The organism is Pseudomonas sp. ZY71 (assembly GCF_036542145.1).
GTDB lineage: Bacteria > Pseudomonadota > Gammaproteobacteria > Pseudomonadales > Pseudomonadaceae > Aquipseudomonas > Aquipseudomonas koreensis_A.
Genome location: NZ_CP144274.1, coordinates 2,544,883 through 2,563,441 on the forward strand (window position 1 = coordinate 2,544,883; position 18,559 = coordinate 2,563,441).

Annotated in this window: 16 protein-coding genes; 7 read left to right on the top strand and 9 right to left on the bottom strand. The window is 60.8% G+C overall.

Going from position 1 to position 18,559, the window contains the following annotated elements; all coding sequences use genetic code 11:
• Positions 1 to 30: 30 nt before the first annotated feature.
• The 9 genes from VY732_RS11325 to VY732_RS11365 all read right to left on the bottom strand — a co-directional run bounded on the left by VY732_RS11325 (position 31) and on the right by VY732_RS11365 (position 9,969).
• Positions 31 to 222, bottom strand: coding sequence for a hypothetical protein (locus VY732_RS11325; RefSeq protein WP_077572215.1), 192 nt, complete (start codon positions 220 to 222; stop codon positions 31 to 33).
• A 216-nt stretch (positions 223 to 438) separates the two neighbouring features.
• Positions 439 to 1,827 (bottom strand): amidohydrolase family protein, encoded by a 1,389-nt coding sequence (locus VY732_RS11330; RefSeq protein WP_331695432.1) that lies wholly within the window; start codon positions 1,825 to 1,827, stop codon positions 439 to 441.
• 13 nt (positions 1,828 to 1,840) lie between these two features.
• Positions 1,841 to 3,208 (bottom strand): nucleobase:cation symporter-2 family protein, encoded by a 1,368-nt coding sequence (locus VY732_RS11335; protein ID WP_116031247.1) that lies wholly within the window; start codon positions 3,206 to 3,208, stop codon positions 1,841 to 1,843.
• 233 nt (positions 3,209 to 3,441) lie between these two features.
• Positions 3,442 to 4,485 (bottom strand): CobW family GTP-binding protein, encoded by a 1,044-nt coding sequence (locus VY732_RS11340; protein ID WP_331695433.1) that lies wholly within the window; start codon positions 4,483 to 4,485, stop codon positions 3,442 to 3,444.
• 99 nt (positions 4,486 to 4,584) lie between these two features.
• Positions 4,585 to 5,202, bottom strand: a complete 618-nt coding sequence (locus VY732_RS11345) for a UbiX family flavin prenyltransferase (protein WP_331695434.1) — start codon at positions 5,200 to 5,202, stop codon at positions 4,585 to 4,587.
• Positions 5,199 to 6,584: a UbiD family decarboxylase gene (locus VY732_RS11350; protein WP_331695435.1), complete on the bottom strand. Its 1,386-nt coding sequence runs from the start codon at positions 6,582 to 6,584 to the stop codon at positions 5,199 to 5,201. The genes VY732_RS11345 and VY732_RS11350 overlap by 4 nt, the downstream gene beginning before the upstream one ends.
• Positions 6,585 to 6,831: 247 nt before the next feature.
• Positions 6,832 to 7,737, bottom strand: coding sequence for an amidohydrolase family protein (locus VY732_RS11355; protein WP_008081961.1), 906 nt, complete (start codon positions 7,735 to 7,737; stop codon positions 6,832 to 6,834).
• A 4-nt stretch (positions 7,738 to 7,741) separates the two neighbouring features.
• Complete coding sequence (locus tag VY732_RS11360; protein WP_116031241.1) at positions 7,742 to 8,671, bottom strand: amidohydrolase family protein; 930 nt, start codon at positions 8,669 to 8,671, stop codon at positions 7,742 to 7,744.
• 374 nt (positions 8,672 to 9,045) lie between these two features.
• Complete coding sequence (locus VY732_RS11365) at positions 9,046 to 9,969, bottom strand: LysR substrate-binding domain-containing protein (protein ID WP_331695436.1); 924 nt, start codon at positions 9,967 to 9,969, stop codon at positions 9,046 to 9,048.
• A gap of 118 nt (positions 9,970 to 10,087) precedes the next feature.
• Between VY732_RS11365 and VY732_RS11370 the strand changes: the two genes are divergently transcribed.
• The 7 genes from VY732_RS11370 (at position 10,088) to VY732_RS11400 (ending at position 18,474) form a co-directional block, all read left to right on the top strand.
• Complete coding sequence (locus VY732_RS11370; protein WP_331695437.1) at positions 10,088 to 10,552, top strand: (2Fe-2S)-binding protein; 465 nt, start codon at positions 10,088 to 10,090, stop codon at positions 10,550 to 10,552.
• Complete coding sequence (locus tag VY732_RS11375) at positions 10,552 to 12,765, top strand: xanthine dehydrogenase family protein molybdopterin-binding subunit (protein ID WP_331695438.1); 2,214 nt, start codon at positions 10,552 to 10,554, stop codon at positions 12,763 to 12,765. Before VY732_RS11370 ends, VY732_RS11375 begins: the two co-directional genes overlap by 1 nt.
• A gap of 6 nt (positions 12,766 to 12,771) precedes the next feature.
• A complete protein-coding gene (locus VY732_RS11380) occupies positions 12,772 to 13,662 on the top strand; it encodes a LysR substrate-binding domain-containing protein (protein ID WP_116031236.1) in 891 nt (296 codons plus the stop codon).
• A gap of 197 nt (positions 13,663 to 13,859) precedes the next feature.
• Positions 13,860 to 15,356, top strand: a complete 1,497-nt coding sequence (locus VY732_RS11385; RefSeq protein WP_331695439.1) for a helix-turn-helix transcriptional regulator — start codon at positions 13,860 to 13,862, stop codon at positions 15,354 to 15,356.
• A 137-nt stretch (positions 15,357 to 15,493) separates the two neighbouring features.
• Entirely contained in the window at positions 15,494 to 15,751 is a 258-nt protein-coding gene (locus VY732_RS11390) for a DUF1652 domain-containing protein (protein ID WP_212622423.1), read from the top strand.
• Between the two features lie 1,875 nt (positions 15,752 to 17,626).
• Positions 17,627 to 17,839: a hypothetical protein gene (locus VY732_RS11395; protein ID WP_331695440.1), complete on the top strand. Its 213-nt coding sequence runs from the start codon at positions 17,627 to 17,629 to the stop codon at positions 17,837 to 17,839.
• A gap of 41 nt (positions 17,840 to 17,880) precedes the next feature.
• Positions 17,881 to 18,474: a trimeric intracellular cation channel family protein gene (locus VY732_RS11400; protein ID WP_240049765.1), complete on the top strand. Its 594-nt coding sequence runs from the start codon at positions 17,881 to 17,883 to the stop codon at positions 18,472 to 18,474.
• Positions 18,475 to 18,559 lie beyond the last annotated feature (85 nt).

The window sequence follows — 18,559 nt, forward strand, 5'->3', positions numbered from 1 at the left end:
GGGAGCGAGCCTGCTCGCGAAAGCGCAGTGTCAGGCACCGCTGTTTCGACGACGTTCAATACCCTCCGGGCCGCCGATGTCCAGCAACCTCCTTTCCAGCAAAACATTCTCAAGTGCCTGACGCTCGACCGGCGCCATTTGGTGTTCACGTTTTTTCAGCTCCAGCAGAATCGGGCTGGACCAGGTGCGGTAGGTCTGTTCGATGTTGCGACGCGACGTCATCAGTCTCTCCTTGATCAAGAGCCCGGTGTTGCGGGCGGGGGCTCAATCCGATGAGGTAATAACGTTAGTCGACAAACCCGGAAGTCGCGAATGCGACGGCTTTATGTGGGAGCGAGCCTGCTCGCGAAAGCGTTGGATCAGTCAATGTTGCAGTGGCTGACAGTATGCCTTCGCGAGCAGGCTCGCTCCCACATTGAAGTTGTGGTGGATTGGAAATCAGTCGTCGACGTTCATCAGTTGTTGGACGCCTTCCCACGCCTCGGCGCGCATGCGTTCGATATCCAGACCCGGAATCACGCCGTTGTCGACTACGATCCTGCCGCCCACCAGGCTGTATTTCACCGTGATCGGTTCACCCGCCACTACCGGTGCAACGGCGCTGTCGTGGAAGCCATAGAACCGTGGATGGTCGAGGCTGTAGATCACCAGATCCGCCGCCTGACCGACTTCAAGTGTGCCAACGGCGCCGAGGCCAAGCACCTGCGCGCCACCCGCCGTGCCCCAGTGAATGACGTCTTCAGCGGTGGTCGCCGAGGCGCCTTGTTCGGCGCGGTGGATCAGCCACGCGGTGTTGGCTTCGCCGACCATGCTCCCGGACTCATTGGAGGCCACACCATCCACGCCAAGGGAAATCGGCACGCCGGCTTCGTACATCTGCGGCACGGGCGCGACGCCGCTGCCCAGTCGGGCATTGCTCACCGGGCAGTGGGAGATGCCGGTACCGGTCTGCGCGAGCATGCGGATTTCACCCGGTTGCAGGTGCACGGCGTGGGCGAACCAGACGTCGGGGCCGAGCCATTCGTGTTCGGCGACGAACTCCACCGGCAGGCAGTTGTATTTTTCGCGGCAGAAATTCACGTAGTTCTGCGTTTCCGACAAGTGCGTGTGCAGGCGCAAGCCGAGGCCGCGCGCGGTGTGAGCGAGTTCGCGCAGCAGCGTCGGCGGCAGCGAGAACGTTGGCGTGGTTGGGGCGACAACCACGCGGCGCATCGCGTCCGGGGTGTCCTGGTGATACAGCGATTTCAGCCGCTCGATATCGCCAACCATCTGGTCGAGGCTTTCCGGTTGCAGCGCGGTTTTCGAGAAGCCCGGATGCGCGCTGGCCGACTCCAGTGCGCCGCCACGGCACAGCACAAAACGCAGGCCGAATTCATCGGCCATATCGAACAGCAAGTCGCCGGTCTCGGTGCTGCCGTGGGCGTGGTAGAGGTAATGGTGGTCGGCGCAGGTGGTGACGCCGGACAGCAGCAACTCGACCATGCCCAAACGCGCAGCGATCCGTGCCAATTGCGGGGTAAAGCGGTTGAGGCGCGGGTAGGGCACGCTGGCCAGCCAGCCTTGCAGATCCTGATTCAGACCTGCGGGCACGGCTTTGAGCAGGTTCTGGAACAGATGATGGTGGGTGTTGATCCAGCCCGGATAGACCACGCAATGGCGCGCATCGATCACCCGTTCGCCGGGTTGCGCTTGCAGGTCGGCGGCCATTTCGGCGATGCGACCGTTGACCACGCGGATGTCCACGGCACCGGCCCGCGCGCGGGGGCCACGCAGGCCGGTCATCACCGCGACCGGGTTCTTGATCAGGATGTTCTGAAGTTGAGTCATGGGCAGCTCCAAACTAAAGGATGTGCGAGGCGGATTTGCTGGCGGTGGTTTGCGCCACGCTGACGCCATTCAGCGCGGCGTTGAGCAGCACCGACACCAGGCACGCGATGACCACGCTGCTGTGCAGGAACGGCTGCGACCACTCGGGAAGTTGCTTGAACAAGGTGGGGGCGAGCACCGGCACCAGCGCGGCGGCGATGGTGAAACCGACGATCAGCACGTTGTAGCGATTGCGCTCGTAATCGACTTTGGCGAGGGTCTGAATGCCCGCCGCCGCGACCACGCCGAACATGGCGATGCCAGCACCACCGAGGGCCGCAGTCGGCATCGAAGCGATGATCGCGCCGGCCTTCGGCACCAAGGCAATCGAGCACATCAGCAAGCCGCTGACCGCGACCACCCAACGGCTGCGCACGCCGGTAAGAATCACCAGGCCGACGTTTTCCATGAAGGCGATAAACGGAAACGCGGCGAACATGCCGGCGATGGTGCTGGCCAGACCATTGGCGCGCAGGCCGTTGATGACCTGTTTGTCTTCCACCGGTTTTTCAACGATGTCGCCGATGGCCACGAACAGCCCCATCGACTCGACCATTTGCACGATCATCACCACGACCATGGTCGCGATGGGGATCAGGCTGAAGGTCGGCAAACCGAAGTAGAACGGGTAGGGCACGGTCAGCCATGGCGCTTCTTCGACGCTGTGAAAACTGCCCATCCCGAGACCGTAGGCCAGACCGGCGCCGATCAGCATGCCGATCAACACTGCCATGTTGCGCAGCAGCGGGCTGCCATAACGGTTGACCAGCAGAATCGTCAGCAACACCACCACCGCCACGCCGAGAAACGCCGGGGCGCCAAAGTTGCTCGCGTTGCGTCCGCCGCCGACCCATTCATAGGCAATCGGGAACAGTTGCAGACCAATCACGGTGACGATGCAACCGGTGACCACGGGCGGAAAAAATCGCCGCAATCGCCCCACGAACGGCGCCATCAGCATGGTGAACAACCCTGCACCGATCACCGCTCCGCAGACCCCAGCGAACCCTACTTCCGGGTTACTGCCGATAGCGATCACCGGGCCGACGCTGCTGAACGCCACGCCTTGCAGAATCGGCAGGCGCACGCCGAATTTCCAGAAGCCGACGGTTTGCAGAAGGGTGGCGATACCCGAGCAGAACAGCGTGGTGCTGATCAGCACCACCGTGTCGGCGTGGGACATTTTCAGGGCACTGGCGACAATCAACGGCACGGCGATGGCGCCGATGTACGAGACGGCCATGTGTTGCAGGCCGAGGGTGAGCATCTGTCGCACCGGCAAAATCCGGTCGACGGGGTGCACGGTGGATGCGGTTTTTGATGGGGATGTGGCTGACGACATGGGGAAACACCTCTGGCTGTTTTTATGCGGTAGAGAGGGGTATTCGTCTGATGCCTTTGGATCCGGGAACACTGAGATCCCCTGTAGGAGTGAGCCTGCTCGCGATAGCGGTGTGTCATTGAACGGTGATGTGACTGATTCACCGCTATCGCGAGCAGGCTCACTCCTACAGGTTTTGTGGCATCAGTCATTCGTGCTGCGAAGCCGCCATCCACCGGCTTCGATGCCTTGTTTCAGCCTGCCAGGCAGGCGGCGAAGCCTTGGTTCAACGCCGCGCGATCCAGGTCGCGGCCGATGAATACGATCTTGCTCGAGCGGGGCTCCGTGCCCCACGCGGTCGAGGCACGAAATTCGACCAGGCTGTGCACGCCTTGCAGCACATAGCGCTGGTCTTCGTTGGCCACCGCGAGCACGCCTTTCATGCGGTACAGGTTGTCGGCCTGGGAGGAGCGCAGTTCGCTGATCCAGCGATGGAACGCCATCAGGTTCACCGCACCGTCCACGGCGATGCCTACCGATGACACGCTTGGGTCGTGTTGGTGATCGGGCGCTTCGTGATGATGATCGTGGTGGTCGTGGTGCTCAGGTTCAGCACCGATTTCCATGAGCTTCTGCGTGCATTCGAATGCGCCGATGCCGAGGATTTTCGTCAGGTCGATTTGCGCATGGGTCGAGGTCACCAGATCCGCTGTGGCGTTCAAGCCACGGATCTTGCCGCGCAGAATTTCCAACTCGTCGCTGCTGACCAGATCAACCTTGTTGATGACGATCCGGTCGGCGCAGACAATCTGATCCACCGCCTGATTGTCGACGCCATCGAGTTGCAGATCCTCCAGATGCTGAGCGATGTGTTTGGCGTCGACCATGGTTACGATCGCGTCGAGTTCTACTTCTTCGGCGATCGGGTCATTGATGAAGAAGCTCTGCGCCACTGGATACGGATCGGCCAGGCCACTGGTTTCGATGAGGATGTGATCGAGGCGCACCGGCCGCGCCACCAGTTCGCGGACGATGCGCACCAGGTCCTCGCGAACCTCGGCAGTGCAGCACACGCAGCCGTTGACCATCTCGTAGATTTCTTCGGTCTCGGAGCTGAGGACGAGGTCGCCGTCGATACCGACTTCACCGAACTCGTTTTCGATCACGGCGATTTTGCGGCCGTGGTTTTCTTTGAGGATGTAATTGAGCAGGGTGGTTTTACCCGCGCCGAGGAAGCCGGTGAGGATGGTCACGGGGATTTTGGTGTTGCGGGTTGGGGCGTTGAATGGGGTGTTCATGGTGAGGCTCCTTTGATTGACCGGTGCACACTGAATTCGGGTGATGCTGCTTTTCTGTAGGAGTGAGCCTGCTCGCGATGGCGGTGTATCAGCCGACATTTATGTGATTGATACAACGTCATCGCGAGCAGGCTCACTCCTACAGGGGGTTGGGTGTTCTCTCCAGCGGGTGGCGACGCCGGCATCGAGGCCGAACAGGTCGAGCACGCGACCGAGGCTGTGGTCGACCATTTGCGCCAGGTTCTCCGGGCGCGCGTAAAAGGCGGGCACTGGAGGGGCGATGATCCCGCCCATCTCGGTGACGGCGGTCATGTTGCGCAGATGGGCGAGGGTCAGCGGCGTTTCGCGGGCCATCAACACCAGCGTGCGGCGCTCCTTGAGGGTGACGTCGGCGGCGCGGCCGATCAGTCCCGAGGAAGTGCCAGTGGCAATCTCCGCCAGCGTCCTCATCGAACACGGCGCAACCACCATCCCCAGACAACGAAACGAACCGCTTGCGATCCCGGCGGCGACGTCATCGGCGCGGTGGTAATGACTGGCCAGCGCAGTGACGTCAGCGAGTTTGTAGTCGGTCTCGTGGGCCATGGTCAGCAGTGCGGCGCGGCTGATGATCAGGTGGCTTTCGATATCCAGTTCAGCGAGCAATTGCAAAAGGCGTACGCCATAGATAAACCCGGACGCGCCGCTGATGCCGACCACCAGCCGTTGCCGGTTCACGATTCAAGCCCTTTGAGCAAACTCCGCGCGCGCTCCAGAACTTCCTGATCGAGCTGCGCCTTGATCCCGTCAAACCCGGAACCGCGAGTCGCATCCAGGCCCATCCGCGAAGTGGTGCCGTTGACCGACGACGAAGGATCGAGCGGACTGCCCGGCAAGCCATCGATGGTGAAAATATCCAGGTGCGGCTGGAAATGCGTGGCCAGCGCCCACAACACCTGGCTGTCATCGCTGATGTCGATATCGCTGTCCACCGCGATCACGGTTTTCAGGTACGGATCCCAGCCGAGCAAGGCCAGCATGATCTGCCGCGCCTCGCCGTCGCGACTCTGATCCAGCGCCACGTAGCAGTGAAAATGCGTGCCGGAATTGGGGTAATGCACAGCGGTGACGGCAGGGAAACGCGCTTTCAGTTTCTCGCTCATCTCGGCTTCGCGGGGCAGGCGGGCGAGGGTTAGATGCTCGGCGTAGCGGCCGCCCATAACGTCGACCAGCCAAGCGTCTTTGCGCTTTAACAAGGTGTCGACACGCAGGACATTGTTGGTCGAGCGATCCGAGGAATAACCGCTGAATTCACCGAACGGACCTTCTTCGGCATAAGCGGCCGGGTCGATGGCGCCTTCCAGCACGAACTCGGCATAGGCCGGGACACCGATGCCGTAGCGCGGGGTTTTCACCAACTCCAGCGGCGCGCCGAACAGGCCGCCAGCCACAGCGCGTTCATCGCTGCCGTAGGGCAAACGTGCAGCGGCGGCGAGCATGAACAACGGATGCGCACCGACGACCATTGCCACGCGCAATTCTTCGCCACGCTCGCGAGCGGTCTGCAACATCCGCCACAAGTGCCCACGTGAGTGCAGGCTGGTCGCAAGCGCTTGCCGGGCGTGGCGCATCGAGCGGTGATAGCTCATGTTGGCGATGCCGGTCAGCGGGTCTTCGGCAACGATGATCGCGTTGGTGATGTACGGGCCGCGATCACTGTCGAAATGCTTGAGCATCGGCAGCAGCGCCAGATCGAGCGCTTCGCCTTCGAAGACTTCATCGAGGATCGGGCCGCTTTCCACGTAGCGCGGTGCGATAGGCTGGTTGGCGCGGGTTTGAAAGGTTTCGTGCAGTTGCGCCGGCGTTACGCCGAACAGCCGGGCGATGCGGGTTCTGGAGGCAAACAGATTGGTCGCCACCGGCACGCCGAGGCTGCCGACATCTTCGCAGATCAGCAGCGGATCTCGGCCCTGGGCGGCGAGGGCATCGACCAGGGCGGTGACGTCCTGATCGGCGGAAATCGCTTGGGTAACAGTCAGCACATCGTCCGGGTACTCACGGCGATAGGCGTCGATGAACACGTGAAAGTCCTGAGAATCGCCGAGCGTCGAACGGGTCATGGTGTCACCTCGTAAAAAGCAGGCACGCAGGGGTGAGAGGGCGTTCAAACGGCCAGCCGTTGGCCTGCCGGTCGAGCGAAACGCCGGGTCATCTTCGTGCCTGTAAAGTCGCTGTGTGCCTGGGTTGAACACTGATCCCCTGTAGGAGTGAGCCTGCTCGCGATAGCGGTGTGTCATTTAGCGGTGATGGTGATTGATCCACCGCTATCGCGAGCAGGCTCACTCCTACAGTGGGATATGTGTGTGGCTACAGGTACGTGGTGGTCAGGCGAATGTCGGCCTCGGCCAGGTCTTTCGGCGGTGGCGTCGGTTCGATCCCGCACAACCGGGCGATGTTGTTCCCCAGGTAGTCCTCGAGATGATCCTCATCAATCCCCAGACCCTGCGGTGCCGGCGAGCACAACACCTCCAGTTCGCGCAGCCACATGCCCGGTTCGTTCGGCGGTGAGTCCGTGCCAAAGACGATCTTGTTGCGCGGCAGTTCCTTGGCGAATTCGACGATCCGCGACTGGAAGCACCAGCCCGATTCGCAGTACACGTTTGGCGTGTCCATGGCCATCCAGAACGCTTCGAACGAGTAGTTGCCGCCGGTCTGGATGCCGAAGTGGCCGATGATGAAATTGACCATCGGAAACTCGCGGATGATCGGGTAGAACATCGTCGGAATGGTGTACGGGCCGTCGCCGGTGTGGATCAGCACAACGATGTTGTACTTGGCGCAGACCTTCATCGCCGGGCGCAACCAGTCGAGTGCGCGATCCGGGCGATAGCCGTGCATGTTGGCGTGCAGTTTGAGCATCTTGAAGCCGTATTCCTTGATGTGGAATTCCAGCTCCGCCGCACCGTTTTCCGGTCCCCAGCGCGGGTTGAAGTTGAAGTTGCCGATGAAGCGATCCGGGTACTTCATGCACAGTTCGGCGATGTACGACATGTAGTCGCGCACGCCCTCGCGGCCCCGGCGGTTGCCGTCGCGATAACCGGTGTTGCCCGGTGGCGGCTGGATGAAACCCATGTCGATGCGGCGCGGTTTGCCGTTGATCATGTACGGGCCGTCCATCAACTTGAGCATGCGCTCGCCGGTGAACGGTTCGCCGGTGTGGCGCCAGGCCTCGTCGACCAGGTTGGTAGGGTGCAGATGGGTGTCGATGATCATCGGTTCAGCTCCTGGCCAGTTGAGTGGTGACGGGGCGCTTGAGTTGCGCCTCTGCTTCGGAAACGGAACGCGGTGGCGGGGTTGGCTCGAGGCCGATCATCCGCGCGGTGTTGTTGCCCAAGTAGTCTTCGAGGGTGTCCTCGTCGAGGTTCAGGCCTTGCGGCGGTTCGTGGCAGAGCACTTCGAGCAGGCGCAGCCACATGCCCGGTTCGTTAGGCGGCGTGTCGGTACCGAAGAGGATCTTGTGCGTCGGCAAGACCTTGGCAAATTCGACGATCCGCGATTGCAGGCACCAGCCTGACTCGCAGTAGACGTTGGGCAATTCCATCGCCCATTGCATCGGTTCGAACACGTAGACGCCGCCAGTCTGCACGCCGAAGTGGGCCATGATGAAGTTGACGTTGGGGAATTCCTTGATCATCGGCACCCACTCCGACGGGATGCTGTAAGGGCCGTCGCCGGTGTGCAGCTTGACCGGGATGCCCAGTTCGGCGCACTTCTCGAAGCATGGGCGCACCCAGTCGAGTGCACGGTCAGGACGGTAGGCGTGCATGTTGGCCTGCATCTGCACCATGCCGAAACCGTGTTCCTTGACGTAGCGCTCGATCGCCTCGACGCCGTTTTCCACGCCGCAGCGCGGGTTGTAGACGAAGCAGCCGATGAAGCGGTCCGGGTAGGTCTGGACCATTTTCAGGGTGTAGGCCATGTAGGCGTCAATGGATTCGCGGCCGCTGAGGTCGCCGTCGGTCCAGGTGTAAATCGTGTTGCCCTGCGGCGGCTGGATGAAGGCTTTGTCAATGCGGCGAGGCTTGCCGTTGACCATGTACGGGCCATCCATCATCTCCAGCAGACGCTCGCCGGTGAACGGGTCACCGTCATGCCTCCAGGCGAGGTCCACGAGATCCGTGGGATAGCAGCTGATATCGATGATCATTGCAGTCGATCTCCTGATAGCGGGGAAGGGAGCCTTGCGGCTCTCGGCATCCACGTCCCGGGCAATCGGCCGTTTCTATGCGCAGGATTCGCGCATTCCCTCGCCTGTTCGCATCCGGCCCGGGTGGGTGGTTGCTGAGGGCGAGTATTGGAAGGCGGGGTTGGGTTCGTACAATATTAATTGGGCGGGGTGGTGATACTTGTTCGATATGGGCAGATCAAGAGCTACCCTCACCCCAGCCCTCTCCCGGAGGGAGAGGGGGCCGACCGAGGTGACTTGCCTTGTACATCGACCTGAAAGAACCAGTCGATTATGGATTCACAGCAGGAGGTGCACGTCGGTGTCATTCGCCAATATTCCCCGATCGGTCCCCTCTACCTCTGGGAGAGGGCTAGGGTGAGGGCAGGGCTCTCAAGCGTACACAGGACTAACTGCCTAACCGCATCAACCACCGGCGCCACACGCTCAGCCTGCCCATGCGGCCACACCGCGTAGAGGTTGTAATGCGCCGCAATCTGCGCCTCGTTCAACGCCACCAACCGCCCACTGCGCAGCGCATCAGCCGCCAATAATCCACGCACCAACCCCGCGCCAACGCCAGCCTCGGCAGCCGCAATCAAATTCGCCGCATTATCAAAAATCACCCGCGCCGGTGGTTCAGTCGGCGTCAGCCCGGCCGCATCCAGCCACGGAATCCACGACCTTCGCGTATAGCCCAACAACGGCAACTCAAGAATCTGCGCCGGGCTCAACGGCGCCTGCAAACCATAGCGCTCCAGCAACGCCGGCGAAGCCACCGCCAACACCCGATCGCCACAAATCTGCGTCATCTCGCAGTCGTCCCAATCGCCATAGCCATAACGCAGCGCCAGATCGACTCGCTCAAACGTACTGCGATCACTGCGCGGCATCGACAGCAGTGTCACCTCGTAATCCGGCAGCTCATCAAGCAACTGCGGCAAGCGCGGATTGAGCCAGCTCTGCGCCAGTTCACTGTCTATGTCGAGGGTAAGGCGTTGCGCCACGCTACGGTTTTTCACCGACGAGATCGCCCGGTCAATCTGCGCCAGACCGTCCGACAACACGCTGGCAAACAACTGCCCGGCATCGGTCAGGTTGCTGCCGCCACCTTCACGCACGAACAGCGGCTGGCCAATGAAATCTTCCAACGCACGAATCTGCTGGCTGATCGCGCTGTGGGTCAGATCAAGTTTGCGCGCAGCGCTGGAGAAACTGCCGCTGCGCGCCGCGTGGATAAACGCGCTCATGGACTGCACCGACGGGTATCGCTTGTACATGTTGTTAGTCCTGCTTACAGCGGTTGGCAGAAATCGTCGCTGGCCGCGTGTTGCTCAGGGTTCCAATAATCGGTGACCAGGCCCGCACAAAGACGGGCCGCTCTTCTGGAGCCTGACAATGATTGCATTCACGGTTAACGGCGAACGACGCGAGCTGGATGAAGCGTCCTCCTCCATGCCCTTGTTATGGGTACTGCGTGATCAACTGAAGCTCACCGGCACCAAGTTCGGTTGCGGCATGGGCCTGTGCGGTGCCTGCACCGTGCATCTGAACGGCGTCGCGGTGCGTTCCTGCCAATTGCCAGCGGCCGCCGTCGCGGGTCACAGCATCACCACCATCGAAGGTTTGTCGCCGACGCAAAGCCATCCGTTGCAACTGGCCTGGGTCGCCGAAGATGTGCCGCAATGCGGTTACTGTCAATCCGGGCAGATCATGTCCGCCGCCGCGTTGCTCAACACCGGTACGGCGGTGACCGACGACTCGATCCGCAATGCCATGTCCGGGAATATCTGCCGCTGCGGCACTTACGGACGCATCAACAAAGCGATCAAGCGCGCGGCGAATGCGCCGAAGGAGGCCTGATGAGCCTTATCGACGACACTCGCATCGAACTGCCGCGCCGGGTTTTTCTCAAGCAAGCGGTGACGGTTGCTTCAGGCTTGGCGATTGCTCTGTATCTGCCGGGCGGCATCGCCGCCACTGACCCGAAAGCCATGGCGCCGGCCAACGAGTTCGAACCGAATGCCTGGGTGCGGATCTTTCCCGACGGCACGGTGAAACTGGTGGTGCACAAGCACGATTCCGGCACCGGTACGCAAACCGCTCTGGCTGCGTGCGTGGCTGAAGAGCTGGACGTCAATCCGATGACCGTGCAGGTCATCACTCCGGAAGATCCGTTTTTCGAAACTTACATTCATCCGGTCTGGAAGGTGTTTTCCACTGGCGGCAGCACCAGTGTTTCCCTTGAATACGATCGCTTGCGCATGGCCGGAGCGACTGCACGAGCGCTGTTGATCACGGCGGCAGCGAAGCAATGGAAAGTCAGCCCTGACAGCTGCGTCACTGAAGACGGTCGGGTCGTTCATATTGCGAGCAAACGCAGCCTCGGTTATGGCGAACTGGTCGGCGTTGCGGCGAATCTGCCGGCGCCGACCAACGTCACGCTGAAGGATCCGGCGCAGTTCAAATACATTGGCAAGCTGCGGCACAAACGCGATGCGGCAGCCAAGGTCTGCGGGCAATTCAAGTACAGCATCGACGTGCAATTGCCGGACATGCTGGTGGCGGTGGTTCAGCGTGCTCCCGTGGTTGGCGCGAAGGTCGTCAGCTTCGATTCGGCGGCAGCTCTGCAAGTGCCGGGCGTGCGCAAGGTGCTGGCCATTCCGGGGCGTCCCGATGTGCTCGGCGGCAATCTGGAAGGTGTCGCCGTGCTCGCGGATACGTTCTGGGCGGCGCAGCAGGGACGCAATGTGCTGGAGATCAAATGGAGTGATTCGCCGCTGGCCGGGTTCGACAGCGAGCAACTGGCCAGCGCGCAGGCTAAAGCCATCGGCGATCCAACAGCTCAAACCGTCAACGCCATGACCCAAGGTGATGTCGCCGGGCAATGGACCGGTGCGGCGCAGCTGATCGAAGCCGATTACACCATGCCCTACAAAGTGCAAAACCCGCTGGAACCTATCTGCATCACCGCGCAGGTCAAGGACAAGGCAATCACCTATTGGGGCGGCGTGCAGGTGCCGTCCTCGGCGCTGGAAGCGGCGCAAACCGTGTGCGGGATCGACAAGGCCAACGTGACCATTCATGAGTTGGTCTCCGGCGGCAGCTTCGGCGCGCGGGAGGCCAAATACTGGTTGTTCGAGGTCGCGTATCTGGCGCAGAGAACCGGTTTACCGGTGAAATTGCTCAACAGCCGCGAAGATGAAATGCACGCACTGTTCAATCATCCGGCGACTCTGCATCGGGTCAAAGGTGCGCTTGATGACCAAGGCAGACTCAGTGCGCTGCAACTGCACGCGGTATCGCCAGCCTCGCCGGAACAGTGGGAGCCGGGCTATTTCGAGCGCCCCGACAAGATGGATTACAGCACCACCGAGGCAATCACCGCGTGGGACTTCGCTTATCGTCCGCCGCATCTGGAGCTGAACTGGGTCAAGCACGAAAGCGAGGTGCCGAGCGGCTGGTATCGTTCGGTCAGTTTCATCCCCAACGTGTTTGCCGTAGAAAGTTTCATGGATGAGCTGGCCCATGCAGCAGGCGCTGATCCGCTGGAGTTTCGTCTCGCCAACATGCAGGAAAGACCTCGCCATGTGGCAGTGCTCAAGCAAGCCGCCGAGCGCGCCGGCTGGGGCCAACCATTGCCGCCCGGCACGGCGCTGGGGATCGCGACCAATCAGGGTTACACCAGTTTTATCGCCATCGTCGCGCGCGTGGCGACGGTCGATGGCAAGGCGAAAGTCGAGAAACTCACCTGCGTGGTCGATTGCGGTCTGGCGGTCTCGCCGGGCGGTGTCGAAGAGCAGATCTATGGCGGTCTGATGTGGGGCTTCGGCCACGCGTTGTTCGACCGGCTCGAGATCAAACAGGGCAGGGTGGTGCAGAGCAATTTCCACGATTACCGCGTTACGCGCATGTCGGACATGCCGGCCATCGACATCCTCGTGCTCGACGGTGAGCCGAGCAAACCCGGTGGCGTCGGCGAATTGGGCAGTCCGTCGGTGGTGCCGGCCATCGCCAACGCGCTGTTCGCGCTGACCGGCGTGCGCCAGCGTTCGACACCGCTGAGTCTGGGGTAAGCCGCCATGGACTTGCGTCTGCTCCGCTACTTCATGGCGCTCGCCGATGAGCTGCATTTCGGTCGCGCCGCCGAGCGCTTGCATATCTGCCAGCCGCCACTGAGTCAGCAGATTCGTTTGCTGGAGGAGGAACTGGGCACGCCGCTGTTCGAGCGCAGCCATCATCGGGTTGAACTGACCGCAGCGGGGCAGATGCTCAAGGAGCAGGCGCCGCTGGTGTTCGAGCAACTCGAGCGGGCGCTGGACCTGACGCGACAGACCGGGCGCGGGCAATTGGGCGAGCTGGAAATCGGCATGATCAGTTCGGTGATGGTCGGCGTGTTGCCCAAGGCCTTGCACCTGTTTCGAGAGCGCTATCCGCAGGTCAACTGGCGCTTGCATGAAATGACCCCGGCAGCGCAGGTCAAGGCGTTGAAGGAGAAGCGTATCGATGCCTGCGTGTTTCGCGTCGGTTATGACGATCCGCTGTTGCGCAATGAATTGCTGATCTATGAGCCGATTCATGTGGTGATGCCAGCGGATCATCCGCTGGCTGAGCGTGCGGTGCTGGCGCCGGCGGATCTGGCGCAGGAGTCGTTTGTGGCGCTGGAGTTGAAGCAGTCGCGGTTTGCCAATTTTCTTTATCAGTGCTGCATTCAAGCCGGGTTCACCCCGCAGATTCGTCAGCAAGTAATCGAGGTGCAGACCTTGCTGAGTCTGGTGCGCGCCGGGTTTGGTGTGGCGCTGTTGCCGGCGTCCATCGAGCAATTGGCGCCGGCGGGGCTGGTGTTTAGGCGGTTGACCCCGGCGTTGCCGGAGGTGCCGTTGTATGCCACTTATCGCGCGGATGATGCGTCGCCAGTCCTTAAACTTTTTCTCGACACACTGCGCGAACTCAAGACGCAAAACTCGAACTGAAACCCAATCCCCTGTAGGAGTGAGCCTGCTCGCGATAGCGATGTGTCATTCAACGGATCTGCTGACTGACACACCGCTATCGCGAGCAGGCGAAGGCCTACAAAGGGATTTGTGCCGTTGCGAACATTTATGCTCGGCACGATCAGAGGCCGCCGCGGTCGTACTCTTCACATGGGCGTATCACTTGTGGAGATCCAATGAGCCAGGAAGTCCTGACCACCGAAACCAACCGCCGCCAGTTGCAGCAGATCATCGCCGGGCTGTCCGACGGGGTGATTCTGCTGGAGCTGGATCAGAGCATTCTCTGGGCCAACGAAGCCGCGCTGGCCATGCACGGTGTCAAGCGCATCACCGATCTGGGCCACAATGCCGACGAATACGCCAAACAGTTCAACCTGCGTTATCGCAACAATCACTCGATCACCGCCGAAAACTACCCGATCAGCCGCGTTGCGCGCTGTGAAAGTTTCAATGACGTATTGATCGAAGTGTCGCCCGCTGACGATCCGGAGCGCATCTGGGTGCACAGCGTGCGCAGCATGATTCTCACCGATCGCGAAGGGCAGCCCGAGTCGCTGGTGCTGATCATGAGCGACGTCACCGACTGGGCCAACGCCGAGCAGCGCTTCGAAAGGACGTTTAACGCCAACCCGGCACCGGCGGTGATCTGCCGGCTCAGTGATCTGCGTTACATCAAGGTCAATTCGGGGTTTCTGGACATGACCGGGTACACCCGTGAGCAAGTGATTGGCACGTCCTCTTATGAAATCGACATTTTCGAGCAGGCCGAACACCGCGATCTGGCGATTCAGCGTCTGCGCGACGTCGCGACCATCCCGCAGATGCAGGCTGAACTGCGCCTGCCCGATGGCAGCAGCAAGCAAGTGATCGTCGCCGGCCAGCCGCTGACGCTCAACGATGAAGATTGCATGCTGTTTTCCTTTGTCGACATGGAGCTGCGGCACAAGGCCGAGGTGGCGCTGCGTCAGAGTGAGGAACGTTTTGCCAAGGCGTTTCGCCTGACGCCGGTGCCGATCCTGATCTGCAGTGCCGATGAGCAGTTGGTGATCGACGTCAATCAGGCGTTCCTCGAAACCCTGGCCTATGACAGCGAAGACGTGCTCGGCAAGACCGTGACGCAGCTGGATTTCATCGACGACAGCGGTGCGCGTACGCGGTTGCTGGCGGCGTTGGCGAAAAACGGTCGGGTGGATCGGGTGGATGTGCGGGTGCGCAAGAAGGATGCGGACCTGCTCGAATGTGCGCTGTCCGCCGACACCGTAAATATTCAGGACACGCCGTGTTATTTGCTGGTGTTGATGGACATCACCGAGCGTAAACGCACCGAGCTTGAGTTGGTGGCGGCGATTGAAGAGGTGATGAAGGACGCTTCCTGGTTCAGCCGTACGTTGATCGAGAAGCTGGCCAATGTGAAGAAGGTCAATTCGCCGCAATTGCCTAGCGTTTCGTTCACCGATCTGACGGCGCGCGAGCGTGATGTGTTGGGGTTGATCTGTGAAGGGCTGGCGGACAAGGAGATCGCGGCGCGGCTGAAACTGGCGCCGAACACCGTGCGTAATCATGTCGCCACGGTATATTCCAAGCTGGATGTGCACAGTCGCAGTGAGGCGATTGTCTGGGCGCGGGAGCGTGGATTGTTTTCTGGGGATTCGGGTGGCAAGGGTCAGCGATAGGGTGCAAATGCACTAGTTGATCTGGTGCAATTTGAGGTGTTGGCGGGCGGCGGCTGTTCTTAGTCTGGTGGGGTGCGGTGCAAGCCTTTTGAGGTTTGTGGTCGCGTCCCTTCGAAGTGGCTAAAGGAACAACCGCAATGATGAATCTTGCGCAGTTGCGCGCGCAGCTCGAGCGCAGTTTTTCGCCGCTGGCGTGTGAGTGTCTGGTGGATGGTGAACATTCGCTGACGGTTAAGCTGTATCACCCGGTGTCGGGGCAGGTGGATCTGGTGATCAGTGGGTTGAAGCTTGATGCGTTGCGTACGGCTGAGTCGGTCGAGGCGTTGGTTGAAGAGTTGCGGTATGAGCTTGAGAGCAACTCTTTGCGTTCTTCTCGGGATCCGGATTTGGCTTAGGGCTTTTGGGCTTGACGGCCTTTGGGCTTGGCGGCCTTTGGGCCGACCATGCTCTTGGGGGGTGGGGGGATATCCGTTTTTTCGGGTGTTGCGGCTGGCGGTTCCGCCCTTACGGCGGGTCACTTTTTCAGACGCCAAAAAGTAACCAAAAGGCTGGGCCCCGGCGTTCGGCCCGCTCGCTGGGGCTCGGGGTTCCTTCGCTCCGGGATCGATCCGGGGGCAGCGCCTACGGTTTGCTTCGCTGCACCTCCTCTCGCTGTGTTTGGCTTCGCCAAACGGTCGCTGCGCTCCCACCCCCGGATCAATCTCTCCACTCAGCCTGCCGAAGGGGCCAGCACGGCAAGATCAAGAGCTGCAGCCGAGCTAACGCTCATCCTGTTGAGTGGTGAAAAGCAGAAGCGATGCGAGGTGGGAGCTGCCTTGCTTTTGCTTTTGCTTTTCTGTGGGAGCGAGCTTGCTCGCGAAGGCGGCCTGACAGCCGACCTGTTTCTTACAGATGTACTCGGTTCCACTGTGGGAGCGAGCCTGCTCGCGAAGGCGGCCTGACAGCCGACCTGTTTCTTACAGATGTACTCATTCCAACTGTAGGAGTGAGCCTGCTCGCGATGGCGGTCTGCCAACCGACCAATTTCTTGCTGGCGGCACTCAATTCCACTGTGGGAGCGAGCCTGCTCGCGAAGGCAGCCTGACAGCCGACCTGTTTCTTACAGATGTACTCATTCCAACTGTAGGAGTGAGCCTGCTCGCGATGGCGGTCTGCCAACCGACCAATTTCTTGCTGGCGGCACTCAACTCCAATGTGGGAGCGAGCCTGCTCGCGAAGGCAGCCTGACAGCCGACCTGTTTCTTGCAGATGTACTCATTCCAACTGTAGGAGTGAGCCTGCTCGCGAAGGCGGCCTGCCAACCGACCAATTTCTTGCTGGCGGCACTCAATTCCAATGTGGGAGCGAGCTTGCTCGCGAAGGCAGCCTGCCAGCCGACCTGTTTCTTGCAGATGTACTCATTCCAACTGTAGGAGTGAGCCTGCTCGCGATGGCGGTCTGCCAACCGACCAATTTCTTGCTGGCGGCACTCAATTCCAATGTGGGAGTGAGCCTGCTCGCGAAGGCGGCCTGACAGCCGACCTGTTTCTTGCAGATGTACTCATTCCAACTGTAGGAGTGAGCCTGCTCGCGATGGCGGTCTGCCAACCGACCAATTTCTTGCTGGCGGCACTCAATTCCAATGTGGGAGCGAGCCTGCTCGCGAAGGCAGCCTGACAGCCGACCTGTTTCTTGCAGATGTACTCATTCCAACTGTAGGAGTGAGCCTGCTCGCGAAGGCGGCCTGCCAACCGACCAATTTCTTGCTGGCGGCACTCAATTCCAATGTGGGAGCGAGCTTGCTCGCGAAGGCAGCCTGCCAGCCGACCTGTTTCTTGCAGATGTACTCATTCCAACTGTAGGAGTGAGCCTGCTCGCGATGGCGGTCTGCCAACCGACCAATTTCTTGCTGGCGGCACTCAATTCCAATGTGGGAGTGAGCCTGCTCGCGAAGGCGGCCTGACAGCCGACCTGTTTCTTGCAGATGTACTCATTCCAACTGTAGGAGTGAGCCTGCTCGCGATGGCGGTCTGCCAACCGACCAATTTCTTGCTGGCGGCACTCAATTCCAATGTGGGAGCGAGCTTGCTCGCGAAGGCGGCCTGTCTGGCAAAGCGAATCCAAGCCTGCCAACCCTCGCTGATTCCAACGCAAAATCGACAGCCATACCCCTCCGATACGGCCCGTTCACTGGCGCTTGCGGGGGGCTCGGCTATAAAGAATGAGTGGTCAGGTCTTCCGTGGTCGGTTCGGTCGCGGGAGTTGCTCTTCCATTCATCGCGGGTCGTCCTATGAACAATCTTGGGAAACGCGTGTTGCCGTTGGCTTTTTTTGCCGTTTTGCTGGCGGGTTGTGCCAGTCCACCGACACCTCCGCCGGTAGCGCCACCTCCGCCACCGGAACGTACTTGCCAGGTGCTCGAAAACACCGAGGTCGCTGGTGACGTGTACGCCGACGGGCAGGTGACTCGTCACATCACCACCACCCGTTGCGTCACGCAATAGCGCCGGCGGGGCGTAAGTCCCGGGTTGAGCGGATTGTGCTGGTGGCCGACCTGGTCGGCACGGCGGTGTTTGCTGTCGAGGGTGCGATTGCGGCAATGCGCAGTCAGCTCGATTTGCTCGGGGTGATGGTGATTGCGTTTATCGTCGCCCTTGGCGGCGGGGTCACCCGTGATCTTTTGATTGGTGCGACGCCACCCAATGCCGTGGCCGATTGGCGCTACCCGGCGCTGGCGTTTTTCATGGGCGGGTTGGCGTTTGTCTTTCATGAGCAGGTGCTGGGCTGGTCTGGATCGACGCTGATTGTGCTCGACGCTGCGGGGTTGGCGCTGTTTGCCGTGGCGGGTGCGCAGAAGGCGTTGAATTTCGGTATCACGCCGTTCGTGGCGATGTTGATGGGCACGATCACGGGGGTTGGCGGCGGGGTGATTCGCGATATTGTGCTGGCGCGGATTCCGGTAGTGTTGCAGGCGGATTTGTATGCCAGTTCGGCGTTTGTTGGCGCGGCGGTGTTGATCGGCGGGCGCAGGCTGGGCGTTTCGCCGGTCGCGGCGGCGCTGTTGGCCGGGGCGGCGTGTTTGATCCTGCGATTGCTGTCGGTGCATTTCGGCTGGCAACTACCGAAAGTCATTGCCTGATACAAAACCCTTGTGGGAGCGAGCCTGCTCGCGAATGCGGTGTGTCAGATCATGAATGTTGACTGACACACCGCTATCGCGAGCA

Coding starts and splice junctions, on each gene's coding strand:
- VY732_RS11325 (WP_077572215.1), bottom strand. CDS start 222: ATGACGTCGCGTCGCAACATCGAACAGACCTACCGCACCTGGTCCAGC.
- VY732_RS11330 (WP_331695432.1), bottom strand. CDS start 1,827: ATGACTCAACTTCAGAACATCCTGATCAAGAACCCGGTCGCGGTGATG.
- VY732_RS11335 (WP_116031247.1), bottom strand. CDS start 3,208: ATGTCGTCAGCCACATCCCCATCAAAAACCGCATCCACCGTGCACCCC.
- VY732_RS11340 (WP_331695433.1), bottom strand. CDS start 4,485: ATGAACACCCCATTCAACGCCCCAACCCGCAACACCAAAATCCCCGTG.
- VY732_RS11350 (WP_331695435.1), bottom strand. CDS start 6,584: ATGACCCGTTCGACGCTCGGCGATTCTCAGGACTTTCACGTGTTCATC.
- VY732_RS11355 (WP_008081961.1), bottom strand. CDS start 7,737: ATGATCATCGACACCCATCTGCACCCTACCAACCTGGTCGACGAGGCC.
- VY732_RS11360 (WP_116031241.1), bottom strand. CDS start 8,671: ATGATCATCGATATCAGCTGCTATCCCACGGATCTCGTGGACCTCGCC.
- VY732_RS11365 (WP_331695436.1), bottom strand. CDS start 9,969: ATGTACAAGCGATACCCGTCGGTGCAGTCCATGAGCGCGTTTATCCAC.
- VY732_RS11370 (WP_331695437.1), top strand. CDS start 10,088: ATGATTGCATTCACGGTTAACGGCGAACGACGCGAGCTGGATGAAGCG.
- VY732_RS11375 (WP_331695438.1), top strand. CDS start 10,552: ATGAGCCTTATCGACGACACTCGCATCGAACTGCCGCGCCGGGTTTTT.
- VY732_RS11380 (WP_116031236.1), top strand. CDS start 12,772: ATGGACTTGCGTCTGCTCCGCTACTTCATGGCGCTCGCCGATGAGCTG.
- VY732_RS11385 (WP_331695439.1), top strand. CDS start 13,860: ATGAGCCAGGAAGTCCTGACCACCGAAACCAACCGCCGCCAGTTGCAG.
- VY732_RS11390 (WP_212622423.1), top strand. CDS start 15,494: ATGATGAATCTTGCGCAGTTGCGCGCGCAGCTCGAGCGCAGTTTTTCG.
- VY732_RS11395 (WP_331695440.1), top strand. CDS start 17,627: ATGAACAATCTTGGGAAACGCGTGTTGCCGTTGGCTTTTTTTGCCGTT.